24 protein-coding genes and 3 tRNA genes are annotated in these 25,338 nt (G+C 70.6%); 5 read left to right on the top strand and 22 right to left on the bottom strand.

Annotated features, from left to right (window positions below; genetic code table 11):
• Nucleotides 1-167 precede the first annotated feature (167 nt).
• The 3 genes from ACJJVL_RS09750 to ACJJVL_RS09760 are packed head-to-tail and all read right to left on the bottom strand — an operon-like array spanning nucleotide 168 to nucleotide 3,216.
• Complete coding sequence (locus ACJJVL_RS09750) at nucleotides 168-863, bottom strand: DUF2520 domain-containing protein (protein ID WP_405218470.1); 696 nt, start codon at nucleotides 861-863, stop codon at nucleotides 168-170.
• Nucleotides 860-2,725, bottom strand: coding sequence for a PH domain-containing protein (locus ACJJVL_RS09755; protein ID WP_405218471.1), 1,866 nt, complete (start codon nucleotides 2,723-2,725; stop codon nucleotides 860-862). Before ACJJVL_RS09755 ends, ACJJVL_RS09750 begins: the two co-directional genes overlap by 4 nt.
• A complete protein-coding gene (locus ACJJVL_RS09760) occupies nucleotides 2,722-3,216 on the bottom strand; it encodes a PH domain-containing protein (protein WP_405218472.1) in 495 nt (164 codons plus the stop codon). The genes ACJJVL_RS09755 and ACJJVL_RS09760 overlap by 4 nt, the downstream gene beginning before the upstream one ends.
• A 124-nt stretch (nucleotides 3,217-3,340) precedes the next feature.
• On the opposite strand from ACJJVL_RS09760, the gene ACJJVL_RS09765 reads away from it, so the two are divergent.
• On the top strand, nucleotides 3,341-4,330 hold the full coding sequence (locus ACJJVL_RS09765) for an LCP family protein (protein WP_405218473.1): 990 nt from the start codon (nucleotides 3,341-3,343) through the stop codon (nucleotides 4,328-4,330).
• 17 nt (nucleotides 4,331-4,347) lie between these two features.
• Here ACJJVL_RS09765 and ACJJVL_RS09770 read toward each other — a convergent pair whose 3' ends face one another.
• The 12 genes from ACJJVL_RS09770 to tilS all read right to left on the bottom strand — a co-directional run bounded on the left by ACJJVL_RS09770 (nucleotide 4,348) and on the right by tilS (nucleotide 14,991).
• A complete protein-coding gene (locus ACJJVL_RS09770) occupies nucleotides 4,348-4,812 on the bottom strand; it encodes a DUF3180 family protein (RefSeq protein WP_405218474.1) in 465 nt (154 codons plus the stop codon).
• Nucleotides 4,809-5,312 (bottom strand): 2-amino-4-hydroxy-6-hydroxymethyldihydropteridine diphosphokinase, encoded by a 504-nt coding sequence (folK, locus tag ACJJVL_RS09775; RefSeq protein WP_405218475.1) that lies wholly within the window; start codon nucleotides 5,310-5,312, stop codon nucleotides 4,809-4,811. The genes ACJJVL_RS09770 and folK overlap by 4 nt, the downstream gene beginning before the upstream one ends.
• Nucleotides 5,306-6,484, bottom strand: coding sequence for a dihydropteroate synthase (folP, locus tag ACJJVL_RS09780; RefSeq protein WP_405218476.1), 1,179 nt, complete (start codon nucleotides 6,482-6,484; stop codon nucleotides 5,306-5,308). The genes folK and folP overlap by 7 nt, the downstream gene beginning before the upstream one ends.
• A gap of 2 nt (nucleotides 6,485-6,486) precedes the next feature.
• Entirely contained in the window at nucleotides 6,487-7,053 is a 567-nt protein-coding gene (gene folE / locus ACJJVL_RS09785) for a GTP cyclohydrolase I FolE (RefSeq protein ID WP_405218477.1), read from the bottom strand.
• Nucleotides 7,053-9,008: an ATP-dependent zinc metalloprotease FtsH gene (gene ftsH, locus ACJJVL_RS09790; RefSeq protein WP_405218478.1), complete on the bottom strand. Its 1,956-nt coding sequence runs from the start codon at nucleotides 9,006-9,008 to the stop codon at nucleotides 7,053-7,055. The genes folE and ftsH overlap by 1 nt, the downstream gene beginning before the upstream one ends.
• Nucleotides 9,009-9,100: 92 nt before the next feature.
• Nucleotides 9,101-9,826 (bottom strand): hypothetical protein, encoded by a 726-nt coding sequence (locus ACJJVL_RS09795; RefSeq protein WP_405218479.1) that lies wholly within the window; start codon nucleotides 9,824-9,826, stop codon nucleotides 9,101-9,103.
• Nucleotides 9,827-9,883: 57 nt separating this feature from the next.
• The gene (locus ACJJVL_RS09800; protein WP_405218480.1) at nucleotides 9,884-10,696 is read right to left on the bottom strand and encodes a hypothetical protein; all 813 of its coding nucleotides are present in this window, start codon (nucleotides 10,694-10,696) and stop codon (nucleotides 9,884-9,886) included.
• 73 nt (nucleotides 10,697-10,769) lie between these two features.
• Nucleotides 10,770-11,336 carry a hypoxanthine phosphoribosyltransferase gene (gene hpt, locus ACJJVL_RS09805; protein ID WP_405218481.1) on the bottom strand — a complete coding sequence of 189 codons (567 nt, stop codon included), beginning with the start codon at nucleotides 11,334-11,336 and terminating at the stop codon, nucleotides 10,770-10,772.
• Between the two features lie 49 nt (nucleotides 11,337-11,385).
• Nucleotides 11,386-12,153 (bottom strand): hypothetical protein, encoded by a 768-nt coding sequence (locus tag ACJJVL_RS09810; protein ID WP_405218482.1) that lies wholly within the window; start codon nucleotides 12,151-12,153, stop codon nucleotides 11,386-11,388.
• Nucleotides 12,150-12,950, bottom strand: coding sequence for a hypothetical protein (locus ACJJVL_RS09815; protein ID WP_405218483.1), 801 nt, complete (start codon nucleotides 12,948-12,950; stop codon nucleotides 12,150-12,152). The genes ACJJVL_RS09810 and ACJJVL_RS09815 overlap by 4 nt, the downstream gene beginning before the upstream one ends.
• A gap of 20 nt (nucleotides 12,951-12,970) precedes the next feature.
• Nucleotides 12,971-13,768 carry a hypothetical protein gene (locus ACJJVL_RS09820; RefSeq protein ID WP_405218484.1) on the bottom strand — a complete coding sequence of 266 codons (798 nt, stop codon included), beginning with the start codon at nucleotides 13,766-13,768 and terminating at the stop codon, nucleotides 12,971-12,973.
• Between the two features lie 224 nt (nucleotides 13,769-13,992).
• Nucleotides 13,993-14,991 (bottom strand): tRNA lysidine(34) synthetase TilS, encoded by a 999-nt coding sequence (gene tilS, locus ACJJVL_RS09825; protein WP_405218485.1) that lies wholly within the window; start codon nucleotides 14,989-14,991, stop codon nucleotides 13,993-13,995.
• A 47-nt stretch (nucleotides 14,992-15,038) separates the two neighbouring features.
• Between tilS and ACJJVL_RS09830 the strand changes: the two genes are divergently transcribed.
• Nucleotides 15,039-15,584, top strand: a complete 546-nt coding sequence (locus ACJJVL_RS09830) for an inorganic diphosphatase (protein ID WP_405218486.1) — start codon at nucleotides 15,039-15,041, stop codon at nucleotides 15,582-15,584.
• Between the two features lie 60 nt (nucleotides 15,585-15,644).
• Here ACJJVL_RS09830 and ACJJVL_RS09835 read toward each other — a convergent pair whose 3' ends face one another.
• The gene (locus ACJJVL_RS09835; protein ID WP_405218487.1) at nucleotides 15,645-17,081 is read right to left on the bottom strand and encodes a peptidoglycan DD-metalloendopeptidase family protein; all 1,437 of its coding nucleotides are present in this window, start codon (nucleotides 17,079-17,081) and stop codon (nucleotides 15,645-15,647) included.
• Nucleotides 17,082-17,371: 290 nt separating this feature from the next.
• Between ACJJVL_RS09835 and ACJJVL_RS09840 the strand changes: the two genes are divergently transcribed.
• The 3 genes from ACJJVL_RS09840 (at nucleotide 17,372) to ACJJVL_RS09850 (ending at nucleotide 17,707) form a co-directional block, all read left to right on the top strand.
• Nucleotides 17,372-17,444: transfer RNA gene (locus tag ACJJVL_RS09840), tRNA-Glu, on the top strand.
• 40 nt (nucleotides 17,445-17,484) lie between these two features.
• A tRNA-Asp gene (locus tag ACJJVL_RS09845) sits at nucleotides 17,485-17,559 on the top strand.
• A 75-nt stretch (nucleotides 17,560-17,634) separates the two neighbouring features.
• Nucleotides 17,635-17,707 (top strand) — tRNA-Phe (locus tag ACJJVL_RS09850).
• Between the two features lie 111 nt (nucleotides 17,708-17,818).
• Here the strand turns inward: ACJJVL_RS09850 and ACJJVL_RS09855 are convergent.
• From ACJJVL_RS09855 to ACJJVL_RS09880, 6 genes are all read right to left on the bottom strand, one after another.
• Nucleotides 17,819-18,508, bottom strand: coding sequence for an NADPH-dependent F420 reductase (locus ACJJVL_RS09855; protein WP_405218488.1), 690 nt, complete (start codon nucleotides 18,506-18,508; stop codon nucleotides 17,819-17,821).
• A 216-nt stretch (nucleotides 18,509-18,724) separates the two neighbouring features.
• Nucleotides 18,725-19,168: a pyridoxamine 5'-phosphate oxidase family protein gene (locus ACJJVL_RS09860; protein WP_405218489.1), complete on the bottom strand. Its 444-nt coding sequence runs from the start codon at nucleotides 19,166-19,168 to the stop codon at nucleotides 18,725-18,727.
• A 301-nt stretch (nucleotides 19,169-19,469) separates the two neighbouring features.
• Entirely contained in the window at nucleotides 19,470-20,072 is a 603-nt protein-coding gene (locus ACJJVL_RS09865; RefSeq protein WP_405218490.1) for a 1-acyl-sn-glycerol-3-phosphate acyltransferase, read from the bottom strand.
• Nucleotides 20,073-20,115: 43 nt separating this feature from the next.
• Nucleotides 20,116-21,219 (bottom strand): fatty acid desaturase family protein, encoded by a 1,104-nt coding sequence (locus ACJJVL_RS09870; protein WP_405218491.1) that lies wholly within the window; start codon nucleotides 21,217-21,219, stop codon nucleotides 20,116-20,118.
• Nucleotides 21,220-21,407: 188 nt separating this feature from the next.
• Entirely contained in the window at nucleotides 21,408-23,606 is a 2,199-nt protein-coding gene (locus tag ACJJVL_RS09875) for an acyl-CoA dehydrogenase (RefSeq protein ID WP_405218492.1), read from the bottom strand.
• Between the two features lie 179 nt (nucleotides 23,607-23,785).
• Nucleotides 23,786-25,327, bottom strand: coding sequence for an amidohydrolase (locus tag ACJJVL_RS09880; RefSeq protein WP_405218493.1), 1,542 nt, complete (start codon nucleotides 25,325-25,327; stop codon nucleotides 23,786-23,788).
• Between the last annotated feature and the right edge of the window lie 11 nt (nucleotides 25,328-25,338).

A 25,338-nucleotide genomic window follows, 5' to 3' on the forward strand; every position in this document is an offset into this window, starting at 1 on the left:
ACTTCCTCGATCGTCACGCCACGGCCGTACATCAGCAACACCTCGGCCTCGTCATCGACCGTCCATCTACGCCAGACCATCTGCAGCCCCCTTCTCGAGCACTGCACTCATCGTCTGACGCTGCCTTGTAGGGTTGCCAGACCACAGGCTCGGTTGACGCGCGGGTGCTAAGGCTCGAGGGGCGGATCGGGGTAGCGCGACAGCGCCGTCTCGACCGCGGAGCGCACGACGCCGCCGAGCACCCGGGACGGCCGCTCCACGCCGATCTCGTGCAGCTGGCGCATGGCGTGCGCGACGACCCCGTCCGCGAACTCCCGCGCTGCACCGACCGCCTCGGCATAGGCCGCGCGATCCGCTTCATCGACGATGATCGGCTCGGCGCCCATCTCCACCGCGAGCGCCTGCCCGATCGGCAGCACCGGCCCCGGCGCGGTGACGGCGATCGTCGCCTCCAGCAGCCGCGACAGGTCGAGCGTCGTGCCCGTGAAGGTCATCGCGGGATGCAGCGCGATCGGGATCGCGCCGCACTCGAGCGCCGGTCGCAGCACCTCGATGCCGTGCTCGGCCGCGGTGTGGACCACGATCTGACCGGGCTGCCACGCGCCGGTCGCGGCGAGCCCCGCCACGAGGTCGGCGAGCGCGGCCGTCGGCACGGACAGCAGCACGAGCTCGCTGCGCTCGACGATCGTCGGGATGTCGAGGATCTCGACTCCCGGCAGGATCGTCTCTGCGCGCTCGATGGCGTCCTCGCCCGACGCGTCGATGCCGATGATCGCGTGGCCGGCACCCGCGAGCGCCGCCGCGAGCACGGGGCCCACGCGACCAGCCCCGATGACGCCGACGCCGAGCCTGCCGGGCTTCATCGCGGCTCGCCCGGCGCTGCGTCGCGCGGATCGGGCCCCGGGGGCGCCTGCTGCCCGAAGGACGGGCGCTGCGTCGGCCGTCGCCAGGCATCCGCGTTCGGCCGCTCCCAGTGCTGCTCGGGCCCCGCCCCGGGCTGCTCCCAGCGCTGCTCCGGCCCCGTCCCGGGCTGCTCCCAGCGCTGCTCCGGACCCACCCCGGGCTGCTCCCAGCGCTGCTCCGGCCCCGTCCCGGGCTGCTCCCAGCCAGCGGGTGTCCCCGCGGGTGCCGCGGGCACGACCGCGTGCCGCACGAGCGATGACGCCCACGACTCCGAGGCATCCGCCGCCATGGCAGCCTTCACGGTGCGGGACGCGTGCTCGAAGAGCGTGTGCGCATCCTGCTGGTCGATGGCGCCGATGCCGGGCGAGAGCACGGTGTCTGGCACGTGGAACTGCACCCGGCCCAGGCGTGCCGCCCCGTAGATCGGCCCCTGCTGCACGGCGATCGACTGCACGCGGGCCGCCGGCACGAGCTGCAGCGCGCGCCAGATGCGGCCGCTGCGCAGCAGGAAGGCCGCGTGATGCACGAAGAAGCCGTTGCGGCGGACCGAGAACCAGCGGAAGATGCGGGCGCGCGGGGGGCTGACCACGAACGCATCCGGGGCGCTGCCGAAGAGCCCCTGATCGACGAGCGGCGAATGCGCGAGCTCCGGCAGCACCAGGCCGATGACGGTGCGCACATCGCGCAGGTCGCCGACCGGCAGCAGGTAGCTCGCCATCTGCGAACCCTGCCCGCCCTGGCCCGAGCCGTCTGACTTGATCCTGCCTGCGCGGGTGAACGTCACCTGCCACCAACCGAACGGCCGCCACAGCAGCGGCTGCTTGACCTGCAGCGCGAAGATGCGGCCGGGCGGCAGGATCTCGGTGGTCGTCGACGCCAGGCCGTAGGCGAGCCGGATGCCGTCGGGCGTCGCCGCGATCGAGTAGCGCAGCTTCGCCCCCAGCGACCGCATGCCGGCGGCGAAGAAGGCGATGGCCGCCGGCAGCACCGCGAAGATCGCCCACCACTGCTGGAAGCCGAAGATCACCACCAGCGTGCCGATGACGTAGAGCACCGCCCAGACGATCCATCCGTCGAGCAGCGACGACAGCACGATGCGCTGCACCGGGATCCGCACGAGCGAGTCCGGTGCGAGGTGCGCGATCTCGGCGTCGGGACGCAGGAACTCGTCCATCGCACCGCCGGCGGCCTGCCTTCGCTCTGCGGCCAGCCGCTCGTTGTCGGCGGCGGAGCGGCCGGAGGCGCGGTTCAGGATCTCGTACCGCAGCGCGTCGGCGACCGACGAGCGCAGGTAGTTGAGATCGACGTTGGAGTCGTTGCCCGCCTGCTGCACCTCGAACTTGCAGGCGCCCAGCAGCCGCGCGAACCAGGGCTTCTGGATGTTGATGGCCTGGATGCGCGAGAGCGGCGCTCGCCGGTGCTTGCGCACGAAGATGCCCTGCTGCACCTCGACCGCATCTCCTGTGATGCGGAAGCGGTGCACGCGCCAGCCGGCCCAGAAGAGGGCGATGAGGAGGAGCACCAGCACGATGACCCCCAGCGCCACCCACAGCAGCTGGGTGACGATGAAGTCGGCGAAGGGATCCTGATTCCACTCCGCATCGAACTCATCCGGCACGAACAGGGCGATGAGCCGGTCGCGGAAGATCGAGAAGAGGATGCCGAGGAAGATGATGAGCGACAGCCCGCCGCGCAGCAGCGGGGTCGCCGGGTGCAGCCGGTGCCACTCGCCGTCGACGAGGTCGGCCGCCTGCGCGCGCGCCGGCTGCGCGACGGGCGCGGCCGGCGCCGGCGGCAGCTGGGGAGCGCTCGGGACGGTCACAGGCCCGCCCGGCGGGACTCGGAGACCGCGACCAGGTGGTCGCGCAGCCGCTCGGCGGTGTCGCCCGGCATCCCGGGGATCGTGATCGCGCTGGACGCGGCGGCCGTGACGAACTTCAGGGACTTGAGTCCGAACATCCGCTCGACCGGTCCCTGCGTGATGTCGACGACCTGCATGCGGCCGTACGGCACCGCGACGAAGCGGCGGAAGAGCATGCCCCGGCGCACCAGCAGATCGTCCTGGCGCTCGAGGTACCCGATCGTGCGCGTGCGCAGGATCGAGAACGTGACGCCGACGACGATGAGCACGATCGCCCCGGCGAGCGGCAGCCAGCCCCACCACGGCAGGTCGCCGTCGGTCGCGATCCAGATGGGCACGGTGGCACCGACGCCGAGGATGAGCCACCAGATGACGGTGCTGACCGCCTCGACGCTCGCGTACCGCATGCTGATGCGCTGCCACTCGCCGGTGACGTCCAGGCGCTCTGCCACGAGGTTCCTCCTGCTGCGATCTGGGGCTCCGAGCAGCACGACGGCGCGCGCACGGATGACCGGAATCGGCCCGACCCCAGGCTAGTGCGACGAGGCTGAGACGCAGTTCTGCGATACTGCCGCAGTGACAGATGCGCCCATCAGGAAGAAGCACGTCGGCCGTTGGATCTCCGCGACGATCGTCGGCCTGATCGTGCTCGCCCTGCTCGCCGCGATCGGTTGGTACTTCTTGCGCATCAACCCGTCGGTGCAGCAGGTCGAGACGATCGAGACCGCCTTCCCGGAGGAGTCGCTGCGGCCGGAGGCCGAGGAGGGCCCGTCGCAGCCGGTGAACGTGCTGCTGCTGGGCAGTGACTCGCGTGCCGCCGACGGCTCACTGCTGACGGACCTGGGCGACCGCGCGGACACGATCCTGGTCGCGCACATCCCCCCCGACCGCGAGACGATCCAGATCATGTCGATCATGCGCGACTCCTGGATCGAGATCCCCGGGCACGGCATGGGCAAGGTCAATGGTGCGCTCGCCTTGGGCGGCGTGCCGCTCATGGTGCAGACCGTCGAGGGCCTCATCGATCAGCGCATCGACCACGTCGCGATCATCGACTTCGAGGGCTTCGAGGGGCTCACCGAGGCGCTCGGCGGCGTGACCGTCGACAACGACCTCGCCTTCTCCTACCAGGGCTTCGACTACCCGCAGGGGGAGATCACGCTGCAGGGCGAGGAAGCACTGATCTATGTGCGGGCGCGCTACCCGTTCAGCGACGGCGACTACCAGCGCACCCACAACCAGCGCGCGTTCCTGCGGGGCATGATGTCGCAGCTCATGACGCGCGAGAACATGACGAACCCCAACCGGATCGCCGACATCTTCGCGACCGTCTCCCCGTACGTCGCGACCACCGACACCGTCGATCTCGGCACAGCGCTGTCGCTGGGGCCGTCGATGGCGGGCATCAGCGGATCGCAGATCCAGACGTTCACCATGCCCACGCGCGGCACGGGGATGGAGGGGTCGCAGTCGGTCGTCTACATCAACCAGGACGGCCTGGCGGAAGTCCAGGCCGCGTTCGACGAGGAGTCGATGACCACCTTCCAGCCGGCGCCCGAGCGGTAGTCCAGCTGGCTCCCCGCTCAGGCGGGGCTGCCGGCCGCCGCCGGGGCATCGTCGTCGTCGGGCGGCAGCACGCACCAGTGCTCGGCGATGAGTCCAGCTGTGAGCTGCACGAGCCCGCCGACGGCGACGACACCGACGGCCAGCACCGCGTCGGTCGCCACCACCGAGCGGGTGAGGAAGAAGGCGAGTGCGCCGAGGGCCGCCCCGCCCAGCATGGCGCCCACGAGCGACGAGGCCTTCGCGAAGCCCAGCGCCGAGGTCGCGTGGCGGTAGTCGATGCGGCGCTTGCCGTGCGCCGCCTGCCGCACGGGCCACGCGACCACGAGCAGCACGGCGCCCAGCAGCAGCAGCGCGACCCCGAGCGTCATCGGTGGCACGACGGCCGCTCGCCCGCTCATGACGAGCATTCCCTCGAGCATCCAGGTGATGGCGCCCGCGACCAGTGCTGTGAGCAGCACCGTGATGGCGCTCGTGCGCGTCACGCGAGCCTCCAGACGTCGCCGTCCACGTAGTCGGCCAGCTCGGCGACCGAGCCGTGGCCCGGCAGCACCGCATCGGGCTCGATCTCCAGCCACGGCTGCAGCACGAACTGCCGCTCGTGCGCCCGCGGGTGCGGCAGCACCAGCCGGTCGCTGGCCCGCTCGATGCCGCCGACCGACACGATGTCGATGTCGATCGTGCGGTCGCCCCAGCGCGCGTCGCGCACGCGGCCGAGCGCATCCTCGACCGCCTGCATCGCGTCGAGCAGATCGATCGGCTCCATCGACGTGCCGACCATCAGGATGATGTTCACGTAGTCGGGCGAGAGGCCCTCCCCGTCGGGGTGCCAGGAGGGCGACTCCCAGGCGCTCGAGCGCTCGAGCACGCGGATGCCGTCGATTGCCTCGATGGCGCGGACGGCGGCGTCGATGGTCGCCGTGCGATCGCCGAGGTTCGCGCCGAGCGAGAGCACGGCGCGCCGCTCGATGCCGAACCTCACCACGGGCGGCTCCTGCCAAGGGTCACGGAGACGTCGCCGAACGGCACGCCGACCGGCGCGCTCGGCTTGTGCACGGTCACGTGCGCCGCCTCGACGAGCGGATGCTCCATGCAGAGCTCGACGAGCCGAGCGGCGAGCGTCTCGATGAGATCGACCGGGTCGCGCTCGACAGCGGCGACGATGCGCTCGGCGAGCTCACCGTAGTGCACGGTGTCGGTGACGCGATCGGTGCGAGCCGCGGCACCGACCTGCACGCTGAGGTCGACGTCGACGACGAACTCCTGGCCGTCGCGGCGCTCCTCGGGCAGCACCCCGTGATGGCCGAAGGCGCGGATGCCCTCGAGCCGGATCGAGCCGCTGTCGGCGTCGTGGTCGGCAGTCGCCTCTGCGGCCGCCTGCACGGCCTCGAGTGCGCGCAGCGCCGCGACCGTCGACGCGACGTCGTGCACGCGCACGGCGCTCGCGCCGGCCTGCGCGGCCAGCACGCTCGTGATGGCGGTCAGGCCGTCGCGCTCGTCTGCGGCCGCGCCATCGGGCAGCAGTGCTCCCAGGAAGCGCTTGCGGCTCGTGCCGACCAGCATCGGCAGGAACATGCCCGTCAGCGCACGCAACTGGGCCAGCAGGCGCCAGTTGTCGTCCGCGGCCTTCGAGAACCCGAAGCCCGGGTCGATGAGGATGCGATCGCGATCGATCCCGGCGGCCTCGGCCGCGGCGACGCGGTCGACGAGGTGCTGCGCGACCTCCTGCACCACGTCGTCGTACTCGGTGTCGCGCGTGACATCGATGCCGCGCGAGTGCATCAGCACGATGCGCGCCCTGCCGGCGGCGACCGCGCGCAGCATGTCCTCGTCGTGCAGACCCGCAGTGACGTCGTTCACGATCTCGGCGCCCGCATCCATGACCGCTCGCGCGGTGGATGCGTGGATGGTGTCGACGGAGACGCGCACGCCCTCGCGCACGAGCGCCTCCACGACCGGGAGGATGCGCGCACGCTCCTCGCTCGGATCGATGGGGTCCGCGCCCGGCCGCGTGGATTCGCCGCCGATGTCGATCACATCCGCCCCCTGGGCGAGCAGGCGGCGCGCGTGCGCGATCGCGGCTCCCGGATCGACGAAGCGCCCACCGTCGCTGAACGAATCGGGCGTGACGTTCAGGATGCCCCAGACCTCGGTCATCGCTACCGCCGCTCCCCGATCAGCGCCATGATCTCGGCGCGCTCGATCGGCTTCGCGAGCTCGCCGCGACTCGCGATCGTGACCGCCGTCGACTTCGCCTGCCGCTGCCCTCGTACCGCGACGCATCCGTGCGACGCCTCGACCACGACCAGCACGCCGCGCGGCTGCAGACCGGCCTCGAGGGCGTCGGCGATCTCGTCGGTGAGCCGCTCCTGGATCTGCGGGCGCGATGCCACCACGTCGACGACCGCGGGAATGCGGCCCAGGCCCGTGATGCGATCGCTCGGCAGGTAGGCGACGTGCGCCACACCCGTGAACGGCAGCAGGTGGTGCTCGCACATCGAGCGGAACTCGATGTCGCGCAGCAGCACGAGCTCCCCCGTCTCGCCGTCGAGCCCCAGGGTCGTGAGCGCATCGGCCGGGTCGACGCCGACGCCCGCGAAGTACTCGCTGTAGGCGGTCGCGACGCGGCGCGGCGTATCGGCGAGACCCGCACGATGCGGGTCGTCGCCGATCGCTGCCAGCAGTTCGCGGACGGCGGCTTCGACGCGCTCGCGATCGACCGCCATCAGACCTGCGCTTCGCTCTCGACGTCCGGCTCGACCGCCTCGTCGACGTGCTGCGAGACCGGCAGCTCGATCGGCGGTCGGTCGCTCACCGGCCGGTCGGTGTTCGACAGCCACTGCGGGCGCTCCGGCAGCTTCTCCACGTCGTGGAAGATGTCCTCGAGCTTCAGGTGGTCCAGCGTCTCCTGCTCCAGCAGCTCGCTCGCGAGTCGGTCGAGCACGTGGCGATTCGTGTTAAGGACCTGCCACGCCTCCGTGTGGGCCTGCTCGATGAGGGCGCGCACCTCTCGATCGACGGTCTCGGAGAGCGAGTTCGAGTAGTCGCGGCTGGAGCCCGTGTCACGGCCGAAGAACTGCTCGCCCTGCGCCTGCCCGAGCTTGACGGCGCCGATCGCGCTCGTCATGCCGTACTCGGTCACCATCTTGCGCGCGATGCCGCTGGCCTTCTCGATGTCGTTGCTCGCGCCCGTGGTGGGGTCGTGGAAGACGATCTCCTCCGCGACGCGCCCGCCCATCGCGTACGTGAGCTGATCGAGCAACTCGTTGCGCGTCACGGAGTAGCGGTCGTTGACGGGCAGCACCATCGTGTAGCCGAGCGCACGCCCACGCGGCAGGATGGTCACCTTCGTGACCGGGTCGGAGTGCCGCATGGCCGCTGCAGCGAGCGCGTGGCCGCCCTCGTGGTACGCGGTGATGAGCCGCTCCTTGTCGTTCATGACGCGCGAGCGTCGCTGCGGACCCGCCATGACGCGGTCGACGGCCTCGTCGAGCGCCTCCTCGCCGATCTGCGTCTCGTTGTTCCGCGCGGTCAGCAGCGCCGCCTCGTTCAGCACGTTCGCGAGATCGGCGCCGGTGAAGCCCGGGGTCTTGCGCGCGAGCACCGAGAAGTCGACGCCCGGTGCGATCGGCTTGCCCTTGGCGTGCACGCCGAGGATCGTCTCGCGCCCCTTCATGTCCGGTGCATCCACACCGATCTGCCGATCGAAGCGACCGGGTCGCAGCAGCGCCGGATCGAGGATGTCGGGGCGGTTGGTCGCGGCGATCAGGATGACGTTGGTCTTGACGTCGAACCCGTCCATCTCGACCAGCAGCTGGTTCAGCGTCTGCTCGCGCTCGTCGTGACCGCCGCCCAGCCCTGCACCACGGTGCCTGCCGACGGCGTCGATCTCGTCCACGAAGATGATGGCCGGCGCATTCTGCTTCGCCTGCTCGAACAGGTCGCGCACGCGGCTGGCGCCCACGCCGACGAACATCTCGACGAAGTCCGAGCCCGAAATCGAGTAGAACGGCACGCCCGCCTCGCCCGCGACCGCGCGCGCGAGCAGCGTCTTGCCGGTTCCGGGAGGGCCGTAGAGCAGCACACCCTTCGGGATGCGCGCGCCGACCGCCTGGAACTTCGTGGGGTCCTGCAGGAACTCCTTGATCTCGTGGAGCTCCTCGACCGCCTCGTCGGCACCCGCGACATCGGCGAACTTCACCTGCGGCATGTCCTTGGTGATGAGCGTCGCCTTCGACTTGCCGAACTGCATGACGCCGCGGTTGCCGCCGGCCATGCGGGCCATGAAGAAGTAGAACAGGCCGGCGAGCAGCAGCACGGGCAGCATGATGCTGAGCATGGAGAGCAGCCAGTTGGCCTGCGGCACCTCGTCGATGTAGCCGCCCTCGGGGTCGGCTGCGGTGATGGCTTCGACGACGGCGTCGCCGCGAGGCTCGACGTAGTAGAACTGCACCCGCTGGCCGAACTCGGGGTCGGCATCCGTGAGTTCGAGGTCGACGCGCTGCTCGCCGTCGACGATGCGCGCCTGCTGCACGCGACCGTCCTCGATCATCTGCATCCCGACATCCGTCTGCACGGATCGGAACTGCGGCGTGATGAAGAAGCTGAACGCCACGCCGACGATGAGGACTGCGATGACGATCCAGGGGATCGGCCCGCGCAGGAACTTCTTGAAGCTCATGACGCCCTTCTGAGTCTGATGCCCTCAGGCTATCTGGCGCCTACCCGTGCAGCCGGGGTGTTCGCTCTGGGCCGGTGCGGGCTGGGTGCGAGCTATGCCAGCAGCTCGAGCGACATGAGGATCGCGCGGATGTTCAGGTACTCGTCATCGCCCGTGTAGCTCCGACCGTCGTCCAGTGAGGCGACTTGCCACGGCGATGCCTCTCCGGCGCCGTTTACGATGACCTCCGAGCCGAAGCCGATCGTCCCCGCCGCGGAGTCGAAGGCGTTGATGATCGGGCAGCTCGGCGACTGAGCGGCGCCGGCCGGCCGGAGGCCGACGCTGACGATCCACTGCTCGCCCAGCTGCAGCGCGGCGGCTCCGAAGGCGACGTTAGGAGCGCCTGCGAGCTCGACGTCCTGGCTCGAATCGAGGATGGCGGTGCGCCAGGCGACCGGGACGCCGTCGGCGTTCACGCACCGACCGTCGCCGGTGTCAGGAGCCTCGCGATACACGAGCTGCCGCTGGCCGTCGGCCCGCAGCAGGTCGAGCCCGCCGTCGACCTCTCGCACGGTCCAGTCGGCGGGGATGCGGAAGGTGGCGCTGCCGCTCGGGACGCCGATCTGCTGCCAGTCGGTGGTGTCGACGCCCGCGATCTCGGCGGGCAGCTCGGAGGGGATCTCGGCCTCTGGTGTTGCCGGCGCGGTCGGCGGCGGCGCCGTGATGCCCGGCGGGATCGAGGGTCCGGTGGTGGGCTCGGGGGTGCTCGAGCAGCCGAGCAGGGCCGCTGCTGCGACGACCACGGTGATCGGGGTGAGCAGGCGTGCGCGGAGCGTCATGTCAGCATCTTCCCAAACTCTCGCTCGCACTTCCCCGGAACCCGCCCCGTGTCGCGCTCAGGGTGCTGTGTCGAGCAGCGGTGCGCCGGTGAACTGCACCGTTGAGAGCACGTCGACGAGCGTCGCGGCTTCGTCGCTGGCGAACCAGGCTCGAGCCTCCTGCTCCCCGCGAATGACGATCTGTCTGCCGGTGCCGTCGTCGGCCGGTTCATCGGCGATCGCTCGCACCATGGCGAGGCGGCTGCCGGCCCAGACTTCGGCCTCCCACCCGTCCCATTCGCACTCGGCACTGCTCGGCACGGCCGCCAGCATGTCGAGGGAGACGGCCCAGTCCCCCGTCGGCACGTCGCGTTCGCCATCCCAGTCGAGCAGTTGCTGGATATCGCTGCGCACCTGCACCTCTGGGGGCATCCCTGCATCCTGCGCCGCGTCGCGCATCGAGGGCGAGTAGGGATCGACCGCGACCTCGATGTCGGCCGGCTGCCATTCCGCGCAGACGGACGAGTCATCCCCGTACGCCTCCTCGTAGGAGAGCATCGCGTTCCCGTCCTGGTCGAGCACGATGAGGTCGTTGAGCCAGCGTGGTCCGGTGTTGTACATCTCGGACGCCTCCATGGCGCTGCGGTCTTCGACAGACCATCCGTCCGGCAGCCGCATGCGCATAGCGCCGTCCTGCGTCTCGAACGCGTGCCAGCCGTCAGCTGCCGCAGTGGGTTCCGGGGTGAGCGAGGCGGTGGGCTCGGGCTGCGCGGGCGGCGATGTCGCGGGTGTCGAGGGCGCGGCTGGCGCGACTGGCTGCCCGCAGCCGGCGAGGGACAGCGACCCGAGCACGACGAGGGATGCTGCGAGTGCGTGCGATGCAGTGCGCATGGTGACTCCTTGGGATCGGTCAGGAACCTGTGCACTGACATGTCCGGAAGCTCCAGGGGGTTACAGCTCCCGACTACTTCTCCTCGGCATCCGTGTAGACGTGCGGCGCGAGCACGCCGATGCCCCGCAGGTTGCGGTACTGCTCGGCGTAGTCGAGGCCGTAGCCGATGACGAACTCGTTGGGGATGTCGAAGCCGCAGTACTTCACGTCGACCTCGACCTTGAGCGCGTCGGGCTTCCGCAGCATCGTGCAGATCTCCACGGAGGCGGCACCGCGCGATTCGAGGTTGCCGCGCAGCCAGGAGAGCGTCAGGCCCGAATCGATGATGTCCTCCACGATGAGCACGTTGCGGCCGGTGAGGTCGCTGTCGAGGTCCTTGAGGATTCGCACGACACCCGAGGAGACGGTGCCGGAGCCGTAGGACGAGACCGCCATCCAGTCCATCTCGATGTGACGGTTGAGCGCACGGGCGAGGTCGGCCATGACCATGACCGCACCGCGGAGCACGCCGACGAGCAGCAGGTCCCTGCCCTCGTAGTCGGCCTCGATCCGGCGCGAGAGCTCCTGGAGCTTGGCATGCAGCTCATCCTCGGTGATGAGGGTCTTGGCGAGGTCTGACTCGACGTGCGTGAAGTCCATGTGCGCTCCTGGCGGTCGGCGGTGCGACCAACCTACCGCCCGCGGCGGGTCATGAACCCGCCTGGAGGCGCAGCGATCGCAGCACGTCCATGAGCGTCTCGTACTCCTCCGTCTGGGCGTACGCCTCTCCCGCTTCGAGCGAGTCCACACGCCACAGGCCACCGCCGATGTCGGCGTCGGGAACCCCGAACGAGACCTGCGGGTAGTCGACCGGCACGGCCACGTCGTCGTAGACGATGCACGGCATCCGGTCATCGGCGGGGCGTTCGAGACTGTAGCCGGCGTGGAACGCGAAGGCACCGTCGGACCGCTCGACCGTCGCTGCGTAGAGGTACGTCGGTGGTGCGTCGCCGAGCGTCTCGCCCGTGACATCCACCTCCTCCACCAGATGGATGCGCGCAGGCACGTCACTCGTGCCGGCGATCACGTTCCCGCCGCAGGCTCCGCCACGGTCGCCGCCGACGCCGAGCCTCAGCAGCGCCATCTCGTGCCGCAGCGAGTTGCGCACCCAGATCCACTGCCACTCGCCGACGTCGCTGCTCACCGCGCCACCCTCGACCGTCCACGTCGGCGGCACCGCGATCGAGGCCATGCCGTTCTCGGTCGAGAACCGGTGCCAGGCGGCCTCGCCGGTCGGCGCATCCGCGCCGCTCGACTCGCCGCTCGGCTCAGGGCTCGGCTCGGCGCTCGGTTCGGCGCTCGCTGTCGTGCTCACAGCGGGCGGCGGCGCGGCATCCGGGCCTGTCGCGGCGCATCCGGCGAGCAGCAGCGGCCCGGCGAACAGCGTCAGCAGCGTCGACCGGAGCGTGGCGCTCACGGGGTCACCTCGAGCGACCGGACGATCTGCCAGGCAGTGGCGAGCAGCTCGTGATCGACCAGCTCGATCGCACGACCGGCCGAGGCGAACCCGTGGAACGACGGCGCGGCCACGATCGACGGGCCCGGAGCACCGCTGCCGAACGCGACACCGACGATGCCGTTGCCACCGGGCGTGATCGCGACGGTGCTGTCCGGGGCACACGTGCCGTCTCCAGTCTGACCGTCGGTCATCGAGAGGGTGAGCGCTCCGGTCACTCCGGTCGCCTCGAAGCGGATCTCGGTCGCGGTCTCGCCCCCGTTCGTCGTCACGACCTCGAGCGCGAGCGGCTCGGCGTGGAACACGTGGGCATCGGGAGCGGGCTCGCCGCAGTCGAACGACCAGGGCTCGTTCGCGAGCGTGAGGCCGAGCAGGTGCTCGTCGTCATCGGTGTACACGTGCGCGGTGCCCGGCGATCCCGAGCCACCGGGCGCGAACGGAAGCACATCGCGCACCTCCCAGGTCGGCGGGAGCCGGAACGAGGCTTCGCCACCCGGCATCGTGAAGGTCTGCCAGCTCGAGTCGTCGATCGCCAGTGGCCCGTCCCACGCCGCGGGCTCGGGTGCCGGGGGTGCGACGGTGACCGCGGGCGAGGCACTCGTCGGCACCGGCGCCGCGTCGCTCGACGTCGGAGTGGCGCTCGGCATCGTCGGCGGCATGGAGGGTGCTGTCGATGCGCCAGGGCTGTCGGCACAGCCCGAGAGGAGCACCGCGAGCGCGAGCGCGGTGAGCGCGCCGTGAGATCTGCTGGCGTGCACCGAGGTCACAGTACCTGGCGTCACCTGCTGTGGAAGGACGTCAGCACCCCGCGGATCGCCGCGTACTCATCGGTCTCGAGATAGGCCCGTGCTGCCTCGAAGCTCGCGAAGACGGGAGCGGACTCGCCAGCGTCGTCGACGATCTCCAGCACCAGGAAGTCGTAACCCGCGGGCGTCTCCGCCTGGTAGAGCGCCAGGATGCCGGGCTCGCACGCGGCCTCTGGGTCGTTGTCGGAGACACCGGATGCGAAGACGATGCCGCCGTCGTTGGCGGCATAGGCGAGCGTGGTGACCGATGCTGTCGCGGCGCGATCGAGCACCTGCTCCCCCAGCGGCACCGACTCGAACACCTCGGTGCGCGGTCGCTCGCAGGGAGCGAAGTCGGTCGCGTACTGCCCGCCGCTGCCGATCGCCTCGAAGCGGAGCATCGGTGTGCCAGCTTCGTCGCGGATCAGGCCGCGGTAGTCGGTCCAGTCCGCATTGCCCTCGACCACCTCCCGCTCGATGCTCGCGACCCAGCCCGCCGGCATCGACCAGCTCGTGTGGTCATCGCCCACTGCATACGTGGTCCAGTCATCGGTCGTGGGCGATTCGCGTCCGGCAGATGGCGCGGCAACGGTGGCCGTGGGTGCAGCGGTTGCGGTCGCGTCGACGGTCGGCGACGGCGACGGCGACTGCACCTGCGTCGGTGAAGGCGACGGCGTCTGCGACGGCGACGGCGGCGCCGTTCGTGCGGGTGTCGACTGCGCGCATCCGGTGATCACGAGCAGCGCGATGAGGGCGGGGGCCCCGAGGGCAATGGGACGGCAACGGTGCATGATGATCCTCTCGTGGCGAGGTGCGAGCGCATCCTGGCATTCCGACATGTCCGTCATGCGCGCGAGGTCACACCCTCGCGATCACGATTCGGTTACGCGGCACGCCTCCACGCGACGCGGCGCCGCGGCGCAGGCGATGGCTGCGGGAGCGCGGGCGCATCCCGGTCGAGGCTGTCGGCCATTGCGAGGGAGACCACCGCGGTGACGCGCGCATGGATCCCGGGTCAGCCACCGACGGCGACGAACACGAGCCTGCGACCCTCTCGGGTGACGCGGATGCCGGGCAGGTGGATTGGCCCCTGCCCGTGCCAATCCGTCACGAGCCGCGACACCTCGAGCGTCTGCTGGCGTGACAGCGCGACGTGGAACTCGCTCTGCACGGCGAGGCGGATGATGCGCTGGCGCAGGGCCGGCGGGTTCGCGGCCAGCGCGCCCGCGTCCAGCGACAGGCCGCCCTCGGCATGCTCGACGAGGTCGAGGATCTGCTCCTGCGCGAAGTGCGCGAGCGCCTCAGCGTCCTCGCGCAGCGTGTCGGCCGTGCGCGTGAGCGCGAGCGCCACGCCGCCGCCCAGGACCTCGTCGAGCATCGGCAGTACTCGGTGCCGCACGCGCACCCGCAGGAAGCGGTCGTCGTCGTTGTGGGGATCCCGCCACGGAGCGAGCCCTGCGTCGCTGCACGCCTGGTGCGTGGTCGCGCGGCGCACCTGCAGCAGCGGCCGACGAAGGAACCCGATGCGGCGGTGCATGCCCCAGAGGCTCTCGGCGCCGGAGCCTCGCGCGAGGCCGATGAGCACGGTCTCCGCCTGATCGTCGAGCGTGTGCCCGAGCAGGACGGCGTCGGCGTCGAGCTCCTTCCGCACCTGCAGCAGTGCCGCGTAGCGCGCTTGACGCGCAGCCGCCTCCGGGCTCCCATCGGGCGCGACCTTCACGGGGATGATGCGCACGGGGTCGAGCCCCAGCCCACGAGCCTGGTGGGCCGCGCGCTCGGCGATCTCGTCGCTGCCCACCTGCAGGCCATGGTCGACGATCACCGCGCCAGCGCGCAGCCCCGCGCGATCTGCTTCGAACGCGGTCGCTGCGGCGAGCGCGAGCGAGTCGGCACCGCCCGAGAGCGCGACGAGCAGCAGCGACCCGGCCTCCAGGTCTGCCGTCGCCTCGCGGACCGCGCGCCGCACGTCGGCGACGGCGGGCGTCAGCCGAGGACGACGGTCGTTTTCGGGCATGAAGTAACCTTATGCCGATTCCCCACCCCCACGAGAAGGAGCCGCCGTTGGCCGCCTACGACGTTGTCATCGAGATCCCCAAGGGGAGCCGCAACAAGTACGAGATCGACCACGAGTCCGGTCGTGTCTACCTCGACCGAGTGCTGTTCACGACGTTCGTCTACCCCACGGACTACGGCTTCTTCGAGGGCACGCTCGGCCTCGACGGCGACCCCGTCGATGCGTTGGTGCTGCTCGAGTACCCGGTGCCGCCGGGCGTCTTCGTGCGGGTGCGGCCCATCGGCCAGCTGAACATGGAGGATGACGGCGGCATCGACACCAAGGTCATCTGCGTGCTCGAGAAGGACCCGCGCTGGATGCACATCCAGGACATCGAGGATGTGCCGCAGCAGACCCGGAACGAGATCGAGCACTTCTTCGAGCACTACAAGGATCTCGAGCCCGGCAAGTGGGCGAAGCTCGGTGGATGGGAAGGCGCCGCAGCCGCGGAGGCGACCGTGCAGGCCGGCTTCGCGGCATTCGACGCCGAGCACGGCGACGAGACCGACGAGCCCGTCGAGAAGCCCGAGGGCGGTCGCGACGTCACCGACTGATCGCTGCACGCACGAAGGAGGGGCGCACCTGGCGGTGCGCCCCTCCTTCGTGTTCCGGCGTCAGCGCAGGCCGACGCCGCGTGCGTTCAGGAACGACTCCGGGTTGACGAGCGTGCCGTTCACGCGCAGCTGGAAGTGCAGGTGGCAGCCGGTGGAGTGACCGGTGCTGCCCTCGTATGCGACCACCTGTCCGGCGCTCACGCGCTGGCCCGGGTAGACGTGCGCCGGACGACTCATGTGGAAGTACTCCGTCTGCACGCCGTTGCCGTGGTTGATGTAGAGCATGTTCGCGCCGTAGATGTCGCGCGAGCGAAGTGCGACCGTGCCTGCGGCGGCCGCGTAGATCGGTGTGCCGCAGCCCGCGGAGATGTCGATGCCCGCGTGGAGCTTGCGGCCCAGGACGCCAACCGGGTCGTTGCGCCAGCCGTAGCCAGAGGTGAAGCGGCCGTAGTGCGGCGTGACCCAGCCGCTGCTGGCCGGCGGTGCGACGGGAACGGTGCCACCTCCGCCGCTGCTGGCGGGCGGCGCCGGGTTCGACCCACCGCTGGGGGGCCGTGCGGCAGCAGCCGCCGCAGCCTGGGCTGCTGCCTGCGCGGCCAGACGCTGCTGCTCGGCGATGGCGCGCTGCCTCGCCTCCTCGGCCTCGCGGCGCTCGCGCTCGATGCGCAACCGCTCCTGCTCAGCGAGATACGCCCGGTAGGCCTGGCCCGCCTGGTAGTCACGCTCGGTCGCTGCTCGATTCTCGACCAGCACAGACAGCTGCGCCTCGAGCTCGACTCGGTGGTTCTGCTCCTCCTCGACCGCGACCTGCGCCTGCACCGCTGCCTCCTGCGCGACGAGGTAGGCGGCGTCCGCGGCCTCCTTGAGCCCCTGCAGCGCGTCGCGCGCGACGGCCGCCTGGTCCTGCAGCGACTGCGCGGTGTTCGCGTCGCGCTGCGCCTGCTGGTAGAGCGTGTCTGCCGTGCCGGCCACGCGATCCATCATGTCGAGACGGTAGAGCCAGTTGTCGGCGGAGCCGGGGTTGGCGAACAGTTCTGCGCTCATGTCGCCGGTGCCGCCCGACCGGGCGAGCTGTGCAGCGAGCTGCCCCGCGGCGATCTGCGACTCCTCGGCGCGAGCGGATGCCTCGTCGGCCTGCTCCTGCAGCCGCTGGGCGACCGCAACGGCCTCGTCGTAGGCACGCTGCGCCTCGATGGCCTCGGCCGCGCGCTGGTCGGCCTCCGTCTGCGCATTGACGGCGGCGGACTCGAGCTGTGCGATGAGACCGCGGATCTGCTCGATCTGCTGGTTCTTCGCCGAGACGTTGCCGCGCGCTGCCTCGACCTCCGACCACGTCGGGTAGCCGTACTGATCGACGGCGACCGCGCTCGGGGCGCCGGGGAACACAGCGAGCGAGCCCACGATCGCGACGGCTGCGGAGGCGGCGATCGCGACGCGGAACCGTCGCGCTCTCGAGCGCGCCCCGCGCACGTGCGCCTGCCGGTCGGGCTGGGCCATGGTCTCCCCGTCTTGCGGCGTCGGACCGCCGCGTTGCTCATCATCGTGCACCCGGCTCACGCCCGCTGTCACGACACAGTCGGGGCCACGCTACCAAGTTTCATGTTCCACCTGAAGGTTTTGTTCAGCGGAACTTCAGGCTGGCGTGTCGGAAATCAGGTGCTGAGGGCCCGAGCCGCGCGATCCGCACGTCGAATCGGCGCCGCATTCGGCGCGATCGGCGCTCAATTTGCAAGTAGGCGCGCTCGTCGGGTAACGTCTCTCCTCGGTAGTCGTGTGCTTCGGCACTCGGCCCCATCGTTTAGCGGCCTAGGACACCGCCCTTTCACGGCGGCAGCACGGGTTCGAATCCCGTTGGGGTCACTCAGTACGGATTCTTCTGTACGATGGGTTCTACCAGTTAGGCCCTGTAGCGCAGTTTGGTTAGCGCGCCGCCCTGTCACGGCGGAGGTCGCGGGTTCAAGTCCCGTCAGGGTCGCGGTTGTGAAGGCCCTCTCGAAAGAGAGGGCCTTGTGCAAGGGCGGACGCGAGTCCGCCAGGCTCGTTCGAGTCCGGCTCTGTAGCTCAGTTGGTAGAGCGCACGACTGAAAATCGTGAGGTCACGGGATCGACGCCCGTCGGAGCCACCGCTGAAGCCCCCGCATGCCGGGGGCTTCGTCGTTCCTCTCGCTCGGTCCGGGGCGCATGGGCTGCTGATGCGGCCGCGCTGAGGCTCAAGACACGCGCAAGGTGCGTCGTCACTCGGTCACGAGCAGCGTTCGCAGCGTCGCAGCGCTCTCGTTCGCGCCGAAGGCCGGCCAGCCGGGCTGCAGATGCAGGCCGGCAGCCAGCGAGTCGAGCACGACCGCATCGAACCCGAAGCCGTCGACCAGAGAAGCGACCTGCTCGACATCGCGCGGGTCGTCTCCGGCGACGGCGATGGCGCGCCGCTGCGGATGCCCGGCGGGCCTCGGCCCGTCGGCGAGGTCGTGGTAGCCCATGTGGTTGAACGCCTTGACCACGCGCGAGGCGGGCAGGAACTCCTGCACCATCTCGCTCGTCGAACGCGCGGGATCGGTGAACTCGTCGCGGATACCGTCGGTCTCCCACCAGTAGTTCATCGCGTCGATCACGAGCTTGCCCTCGAGCGCCTCAACGGGCAGGCGCTCGTACTGCCCCAGCGGCAGCGCGAGGATGACGACGTCGGCCGCGGCGGCGGCATCCGCTGCCACCATCGCCTCAGCGCCCGGGGCCAGGTACTCCACGGTCAAGCGGATGCGAGCGGCGCTGCCGGAGCCCGCGATGAGCGTGCGGTGCCCCGCAGCGACCGAGCGCTTGGCGAGCACCGTGCCGATCTTGCCCGCGCCCAGGATCGCGATCGACTGCGTCTGAGGATCGATCTCCGCGGTTCCGGTGCCGCCCGTGCTCGTCTTGCCCTGCCGCGTCATTCGTTCACTCCCCCATGTCGTCTCCCAGTGTCTCAACAGCAGATCGACCTCGCTGCATTCCCCGAAGGCCTACGCTCAGCGGCGCCGGGTGCAGTACCCGCCTGCGCTGGCCCCGGGGGCCGTGGTCGTGCGCTGGGCAGCCGCGCGCATCGAGGGGCGACGCCCGCGGCGGAGCATCCGCGCTGGCGGCATGCGGCCGGCGCGGCGAGATGTCGCTCAGTCGGTCGAATCGACGACCGGCTCGCTGTCGGCCAGCGGCTCAGCCCAGCGGTGGAAGCGCCGACCGGAGACGCTCGTCAGGTCGATGCGCACGAACTCGCGCTTGACCGTGGGGATGAGCGGGTAGATCGGCAGCGCAGCCGCGGCCTCGGTCTCGCTGCTCGTCTCGAGGCGCCGAGCCCGGCCATGGGCCACGACGCTCCACGCCTCGCGCACGCCGATGTTGTCGATCTCGAACACGACGTCGTCGGCGAGCAGGACACCCGCGAGCTTCGTCCCGGGTGCGGTGCGGAACGTGATCTCGCGACCATCGGCGTGGTAGTTGATCGGGAACACCTCGAGGCGGTCGCCGACGCGGAACGCGATGCGCCCGAACTCGAAGACGGAGAGCAGTTTCAGGCATTCCGCTTCGCTGATCTCATGCACGGGATTCTCGGCCATGGCCTCATGGTGGCATCCGCGGCGAGTGGGCGCCACCGCGGGGTCTCGTGACGCGCGCCTGCGGCACGCTCCTCGACCGACAGGACGCCCGCCGCCGCGGGGTCTCGTGACGCGCGCCTGCGGCACGCTCCTCGACCGACAGGACACCGCGCGCCTGCGGCACGCTCCTCGACCGACAGGACACCGCGCGCCTGCGGCACGCTCCTCGACCGGCAGGACACCGCGCGCCTGCGGCACGCTCCTCGACCGACAGGACACCGCGCGCCTGCGGCACGCTCCTCGACCGACGTGTGGGGCGTGCCTACGCGCGGTTCTGGGCGAGGCGCTGGGCGAGGCCCGCCTCGTCGGCGAGGCGCGGCTCCGTCGTGCGCTCCGGGTTGATGCCGCGCTTGTCGGCGTAGAAGGCCCGGATGGCGTCCATGTCGGCCGGCACGTCACCCGTCAGGTGCATCGTGGGGCCGAGGCCCGTCGTGCCGGTGCCGGAGTCCACGAAACCGAGCGTGACCGGCACCCCGGCCTCGTAGGCGATGCGATAGAAGCCGCTGCGCCACTGGCTCGAGCTGCGCGTGCCGTCGGGCGTCACGACGATGGCTGCGTGCGGGTCGGTCCGTGCCAGCTCGATCACCCGGTCGGCGAGACCGGCGGGATCATCGCGATCGACCGGGATGCCGCCGAGCCAGTGCATGACGCGCCCGAACGGACCCTGGAAGAGCTCTCGCTTGCCGAGCCACCGCACGGGCAGGCGGGCATCCCAGGTGATGGCGAGCATCAGCACGAAGTCGCGGTTGGAGGTGTGCGGGGCACCGATGAGCAGCCGTGGCCCGTCGTACCTCGGGTGCTCACGCTGCAGCTTCCACGGGCTCAGCGCCCAGTGCAGCTGCGCGATGGCGTGCCGAATCGGCATCCTGCCCATGCTTGCCCTCCGGCGGTCGTCGTGTGCGGTGCGGTCAGCGCCGCATGTCCAGCATGGGGCAGTCGAACGGGTCGCGCGCCGCGAGCCCGACACGGTTGAGGTAGCGCACGACCTCGCCGTACGCGCCAACCAGGCTCGTCTCGACGTAGGCGATGTTGTGCTTCGCGCAGTGCTCGCGCACGATCTCGCTCGCCGCCTGCAGGTGCGGGCGCGCCATGTTCGGGAACAGGTGGTGCTCGACCTGGTAGTTCAGTCCGCCGAGCAGCGACGTCGTACCCCAGCCGCGCACGTTGCGCGAGGTGCGGACCTGCTTCGTGAAGAAGTCGAGCTTGGCGTCACGGCTGACGGTGGGCATGCCCTTGTGGTTGGGGGCGAAGGATGCGCCCATGCCGATGCCGAAGACGGCCATCTGCACACCGAAGAACGCCAGCGCCATCAGCGGCGGCATGACCAGCAGCAGGAAGGTGATGTAGAGGGCGAACCGGGTCGCGATCAGGCTGAGCTCGATCCAGCGGCCCGTGATGGGGCGACGCTCGAGCAGCGTGCGAATCGAGTGCTGGTGCAGGTTGAGGCCCTCGAGCGTGAGCAGCGGGAAGAAGAACCAGCCCTGGTGGCGCGTGATCGCACGCTGCAGGCCACGTGCCTTCTTGGCATCGCTCGGCAGGAACGAGATCGTGTCGATCTCGATGTCGGGGTCGCGCCCGATCTGGTTCGGGTTCGCGTGGTGTCGCGAGTGCTTCGACATCCACCACTGGTGGCTGATGCCGACGACCCCGGCGGCGAGGATGCGGCCGAGCCGATCGTTCGCGGGACCGGACTTCAGCACCTGGCGGTGCGATGCCTCATGCGCGATGAACGAGATCTGCGTCAGGACGATGCCGAGACCGGCAGCGATGAGCAGCTGGAACCAGCTGTCGCCCAACAGCACCGAGCCGACCAGCAGCCCCACGAGCGCAACGCCGAGCCCGACCATCAGCCAGGTGTAGAAGCCGACGGCGCGCTCCAGCAGGCCCGCATCGCGGACCGCCTTCGCGACGACTCGGAAGTCGGCGCGCCGCTCCTCGTCCGATCGATCGGATGCGCGAACGGTCGTGCGCAGCGCTCCGTGTGTCACCGCGGGTGCGGTCGTCGTGGTCATACGGCCCCCTAGGGGTCATCGGCGACTTCCCAGCCGGTGGAGGCCGGCCGACCTCGTGTGGTCGGGACCTCGGATGCTTCTCAGCGTATGGCGTACGCAATGCCGAACCCGGAATATGGCCTATGGGTTGCGCATGCATGGAGCCCGGCCGCGCAGGGCGGCCGGGCTCCATCTCGCCACGCGCAGTCTCAGCGCGCCGCGACCTTCGCGCTCTCGGCGTCGACGGCGGAAGCCGACGTCGCGTCGAGGTGGGGCGCTGCGTCGACCGAGTCGTCCAGGATCTCTTCCGGAGCGATCGGCGCGGCGCCGGCGACCGCGATCGGCTGTGCCTCGGGATCGGTCCCCTTGGCCTTCTTCTCCGGTGTGGGCAGCTGTCCCGCGTCGCGGAGCGCCGCGTAGTGGGCCTGGGCCTCGGCCTGGCGCTTGCCCTCCGCGCCCGACGCGATGAGGGAGCGAAGGTGCTCGTCGCCGAGCCCGAACGCGGCGACCAGGTCGAGCGCGTGGGGTCGCAGCTTCGGCAGCAGCCGCTCGAGCGTCGACGTGACGGCCTGCGATCGGGCGCCCGACAGCCGGCCGTTCTCGAGGTACCAGGCCGCGTGCTCCTCGATGATCGTCAGCGCGAAGAGGTCGCGCAGGTGCGTCAGCACCTTCTTCGTCGCCTCGGGGCTGCGCTCCACCGCCATCGCGAGCGCGTCGTACTGCTGCAGCTCGACCCACGCTCGCGCAGCCTCGATGAGCTGGTGCTGCTCGGCGTTGAAGGCAGCCGCGGCCTTCGCCTGCTCCTTCGGCGCGTGGCGGAGGCGAGAGGCGATGTCGGCGACCATCGTCTCGACGCGATCCTCCAGCAGCTCGCGCTGCAGGTCGCGATCGCGCAGCGCGATCGACGACTTCTTGACGTTGCGGAGATCGCGCACGTCCTGCCTGAGCGTGCGCAGCCCGACGAGCGTCGACGCGCGCTCGAAGAACTGGTCGGCCGCGAAGCGCGCGATGTCCGCCTTCGAAGCCCCCTTGAACTGCTTGGCGAAGTCGCCGAGCAGCCGCTTGCCGACGAGCTGCAGCAGCACCGTGTTGTCGCCCTCGAAGGTGACGTACACGTCGAGGTCGGCGCGCAGCTGCACCAGCCGGTTCTCGCCGAGGAACCCGGCGCCGCCGGTCGCCTCGCGCGCCTCCTGCAGGGTGTCGAGCGCCTGCCAGGTGGAGAGCGACTTGAGGCCCGCGGCGAGGGTCTCGAGATCCTCGCGCTCCTCGGGCGTGTCGGTGCGGCCCGAGAAGACGCCGTCGAACTGCACGAGCAGCCGCTCGTGCGCGTAGGTCTGGGCGTAGGCCTTCGCCAGACGGGTGAACAGGCGGCGCTGGTGTCGGCGATAGTCGAGCAGCACCTCCTCGTGGGTCTCGCTTGAGGCGTTGAACTGACGGCGCTCGGACCCGTAGCGGATGGCGATCGCGAGCGCTGCCTGCTGCGCGACGGTCGCGGCACCGTCGAGCGAGACGCGTCCCTGCACGAGCGTGCCGAGCATCGTGAAGAAGCGGCGTCCGGGGCTGTCGATCGGGCTCGAGTACGTGCCATCGGCTGCCACGTCGCCGTAGCGGTTCAGGAGGTTTGCGCGTGGCACGCGCACCTGCGTGAAGTGGAGCCGGCCGTTGTCGATGCCGTTGAGGCCACCCTTGTAGCCATCGTCCTCGCCGCCGATGCCGGGCAGGAAGTTGCCCTCCTCATCGCGCAGCGGCGTGTAGAACGCGTGGACGCCGTGATCGACGCCCTTCGTCACGAGCTTCGCGAACACCACAGCGGCCGTGCCGTGCAGCGCACCGTTGCCGAGGTAGTCCTTCCAGGCGCCCCGGAACGGGGTGTGGATGACGAATTCCTCCGTCGCCTCGTCGTAGGTCGCGGTCGTGCCGATGGAGGCGACATCCGAGCCGTGCCCTGTCTCGGTCATCGCGAAGGCACCGGGCACCTCGAGGCTCATGATGGCGGGCAGGAAGGTGTCGTGGTGGTAGTCGGTGCCCAGGTGCAGCACCGCCGCGCCGAAGAGGCCGAACTGCACGCCCGACTTGATCTGCAGGCTCGGGTCGGCGAGCACGAGCTCGACGAAGCCGGCGATGTTGCCGCCGTGATCGTCTTCGCCACCGAGGCGCGACGGGAACGCAGCGAGCACCGCCCCGTCGTCGACGAGCATGTGCATCTGCTCGAGCACGCGCTGGCGGTGCTCGGCCATCGTCAAGTCGTCGAGGCGCTGGTATCGCGGGTCGGCGACCTTGTCGCGCGCGGCCAGACGGCGGTCGCCCCAGGTGCCGCGCAGGTCGCGGCCGAGCCAATCGACATCGACCTTGCCGTGCTGGCGAGGCTCCTCGCTGCGCTGGCGGCGGGTGCGGTTCGTGTCGGCCATGGGTCCCCCTCGGACGGACGTGACGATACTGCGCCTCTGCAGGCGCCCCTCCACGGTAGGCGCGGCCCTGGCCCCGGTCACGTGCGCGTGATCGAGGGCACAACGGCGCGCGGGACGTTCCCCACCGCACTTGTGCCCTGGCTACAACCGCAGGGCGCATCCGCTGTCGACCTTCGCACCTATCCCGCCGCGGCATCCGAGCGCGAACCGGAGGCGTCGAAGACCGCCTCGCCACCGACCAGCGTGCGCTCGACCGCGATGGATCGCAGTGCGGCCGCGACCACGTGCGGGTCATCGCCGTCCGGCAGCGGGGCGCCGAGCACGACGAGGTCGGCGGGCTCGCCAGCGGCGATGCGCGTGCGAGCCGAGGCCGCGATGGCCTGCTCGATCGTGATCGCCTCCTCGCGCTGCCACGGCTCCTCATCCCCGCGCGTGCGCGTCACGGCCGTCGCGATCGCGCGCCACGGATCGAGCGGCGTGACGGGGGCGTCGGAGCCCAGCACCACCGGCACGCCGGCCTCCAGCAGCGAGCGGATGCGGAACGCATTGCCGGATCGGTCCGCCCACAGCGACTCGGTCAGCTCCCGATCATCGAGCGCGTGCTCGGGCTGCACCGAGGCCGTGAGGCCGAGCCGCGCGATGCGAGGGATGTCGGCCTCGGCGACCAGCTGCGCGTGCTCGATGCGATCGTCCGCAGTCCGACGACCCGCGCTCGCGGCACGCTCGAACGCGTCGATCGCGGCGCTGACGGCGGCATCGCCGATCGCGTGCACGGCTGCCGCGAGTCCCAGTCCGCCTGCTCGCGCCAGGAGTCGGTCGAGGTCGGCGTCGTCGACGTTGCGCACACCGGTGCCGCCGCCGGTCGCACCGACATACGGGTGCGCCGTCCACGCCGTGCGCGTGCCGAGCGACCCGTCGGTGATCACCTTCAGCCGACCCATCCGGGCGGTACCGGCAATGGGATCGCCGGTGCGCAGACCGCGCTGCTCGGCCAACTCGAGATCCTGCTGGTAGACCCCCACCTCGATGCGCGTCGGCGTCGCGCGCGCGGGGCGGAGCCAGGCCCCGACGGCATCGTCGAAGTCGAGGTCCACGACGCCGACGACACCGCGCTCGGCCGCCGCTGCCAGCGCGTCGACGACCAGCAGGTCGAGCGCGTCGGTGTCGAGCATCCCCTCGATCGCCTGGAGCGTGTCGAACGCAGCGTCCTCACGCAGGAGGGTGTCATCGAGCGTGGGGCCGAGGCGCGTGAGCATCGCGCTGTTGGGCCAGGAGCAGTGCACATCGCTGGAGACCACCAGGGTGGGCACCGCACCCGTGGCCGCGTCGAGCAGCGCGCGCGTCGGCGGCGTCGGCCACAGCGCGTCACGCATGCCGACCAGCACGAGCGGGTCGCCATCGGCGCCGGAGCGCGCACCGTGGGCACGCGCGGCCGTGCCTGCGATGGCAGCCGCCTCTTCGGCGCTGGCCGCCGCGAGCACGCTCGGCCGGGTGCGATGACGAGCCCACTGCCCCATGTGGGTGTGCTCGTCCCAGAGACCCGGGATGACGGTGGCACCCTCGAGATCATCCCGCTCGCCAACGGACGGGGTCGAGCCGGCCGGACTGACCCGCTCGATCACGCCGTCGACGATGTCGATGTCGGCCAGCACCTCGCCTGAGCCGTCAGCTGCGCGCAGTGAGCAGAGGCCGTCGAGCAGGAGGGCATTCGCGAGACGCATGATCGGCACGC

Origin of the sequence: Agrococcus sp. Ld7, assembly GCF_045064095.1 — a bacterium.
GTDB lineage: Bacteria > Actinomycetota > Actinomycetes > Actinomycetales > Microbacteriaceae > Agrococcus.

Excerpts from the sequence above, each read along its gene's own strand:
- ftsH (WP_405218478.1), bottom strand. The coding sequence starts at position 9,008 with ATGAGCTTCAAGAAGTTCCTGCGCGGGCCGATCCCCTGGATCGTCATC.
- ACJJVL_RS09880 (WP_405218493.1), bottom strand. The coding sequence starts at position 25,327 with ATGCGTCTCGCGAATGCCCTCCTGCTCGACGGCCTCTGCTCACTGCGC.
- ACJJVL_RS09820 (WP_405218484.1), bottom strand. The coding sequence starts at position 13,768 with ATGCACCGTTGCCGTCCCATTGCCCTCGGGGCCCCCGCCCTCATCGCG.
- ACJJVL_RS09835 (WP_405218487.1), bottom strand. The coding sequence starts at position 17,081 with ATGGCCCAGCCCGACCGGCAGGCGCACGTGCGCGGGGCGCGCTCGAGA.
- folE (WP_405218477.1), bottom strand. The coding sequence starts at position 7,053 with ATGGCGGTCGATCGCGAGCGCGTCGAAGCCGCCGTCCGCGAACTGCTG.
- ACJJVL_RS09860 (WP_405218489.1), bottom strand. The coding sequence starts at position 19,168 with ATGGCCGAGAATCCCGTGCATGAGATCAGCGAAGCGGAATGCCTGAAA.
- ACJJVL_RS09750 (WP_405218470.1), bottom strand. The coding sequence starts at position 863 with ATGAAGCCCGGCAGGCTCGGCGTCGGCGTCATCGGGGCTGGTCGCGTG.
- hpt (WP_405218481.1), bottom strand. The coding sequence starts at position 11,336 with ATGGACTTCACGCACGTCGAGTCAGACCTCGCCAAGACCCTCATCACC.
- ACJJVL_RS09855 (WP_405218488.1), bottom strand. The coding sequence starts at position 18,508 with ATGACGCGGCAGGGCAAGACGAGCACGGGCGGCACCGGAACCGCGGAG.
- ACJJVL_RS09795 (WP_405218479.1), bottom strand. The coding sequence starts at position 9,826 with ATGACGCTCCGCGCACGCCTGCTCACCCCGATCACCGTGGTCGTCGCA.
- ACJJVL_RS09875 (WP_405218492.1), bottom strand. The coding sequence starts at position 23,606 with ATGGCCGACACGAACCGCACCCGCCGCCAGCGCAGCGAGGAGCCTCGC.
- folP (WP_405218476.1), bottom strand. The coding sequence starts at position 6,484 with ATGACCGAGGTCTGGGGCATCCTGAACGTCACGCCCGATTCGTTCAGC.
- ACJJVL_RS09865 (WP_405218490.1), bottom strand. The coding sequence starts at position 20,072 with ATGCCGATTCGGCACGCCATCGCGCAGCTGCACTGGGCGCTGAGCCCG.
- tilS (WP_405218485.1), bottom strand. The coding sequence starts at position 14,991 with ATGCCCGAAAACGACCGTCGTCCTCGGCTGACGCCCGCCGTCGCCGAC.
- ACJJVL_RS09870 (WP_405218491.1), bottom strand. The coding sequence starts at position 21,219 with ATGACCACGACGACCGCACCCGCGGTGACACACGGAGCGCTGCGCACG.
- ACJJVL_RS09800 (WP_405218480.1), bottom strand. The coding sequence starts at position 10,696 with ATGCGCACTGCATCGCACGCACTCGCAGCATCCCTCGTCGTGCTCGGG.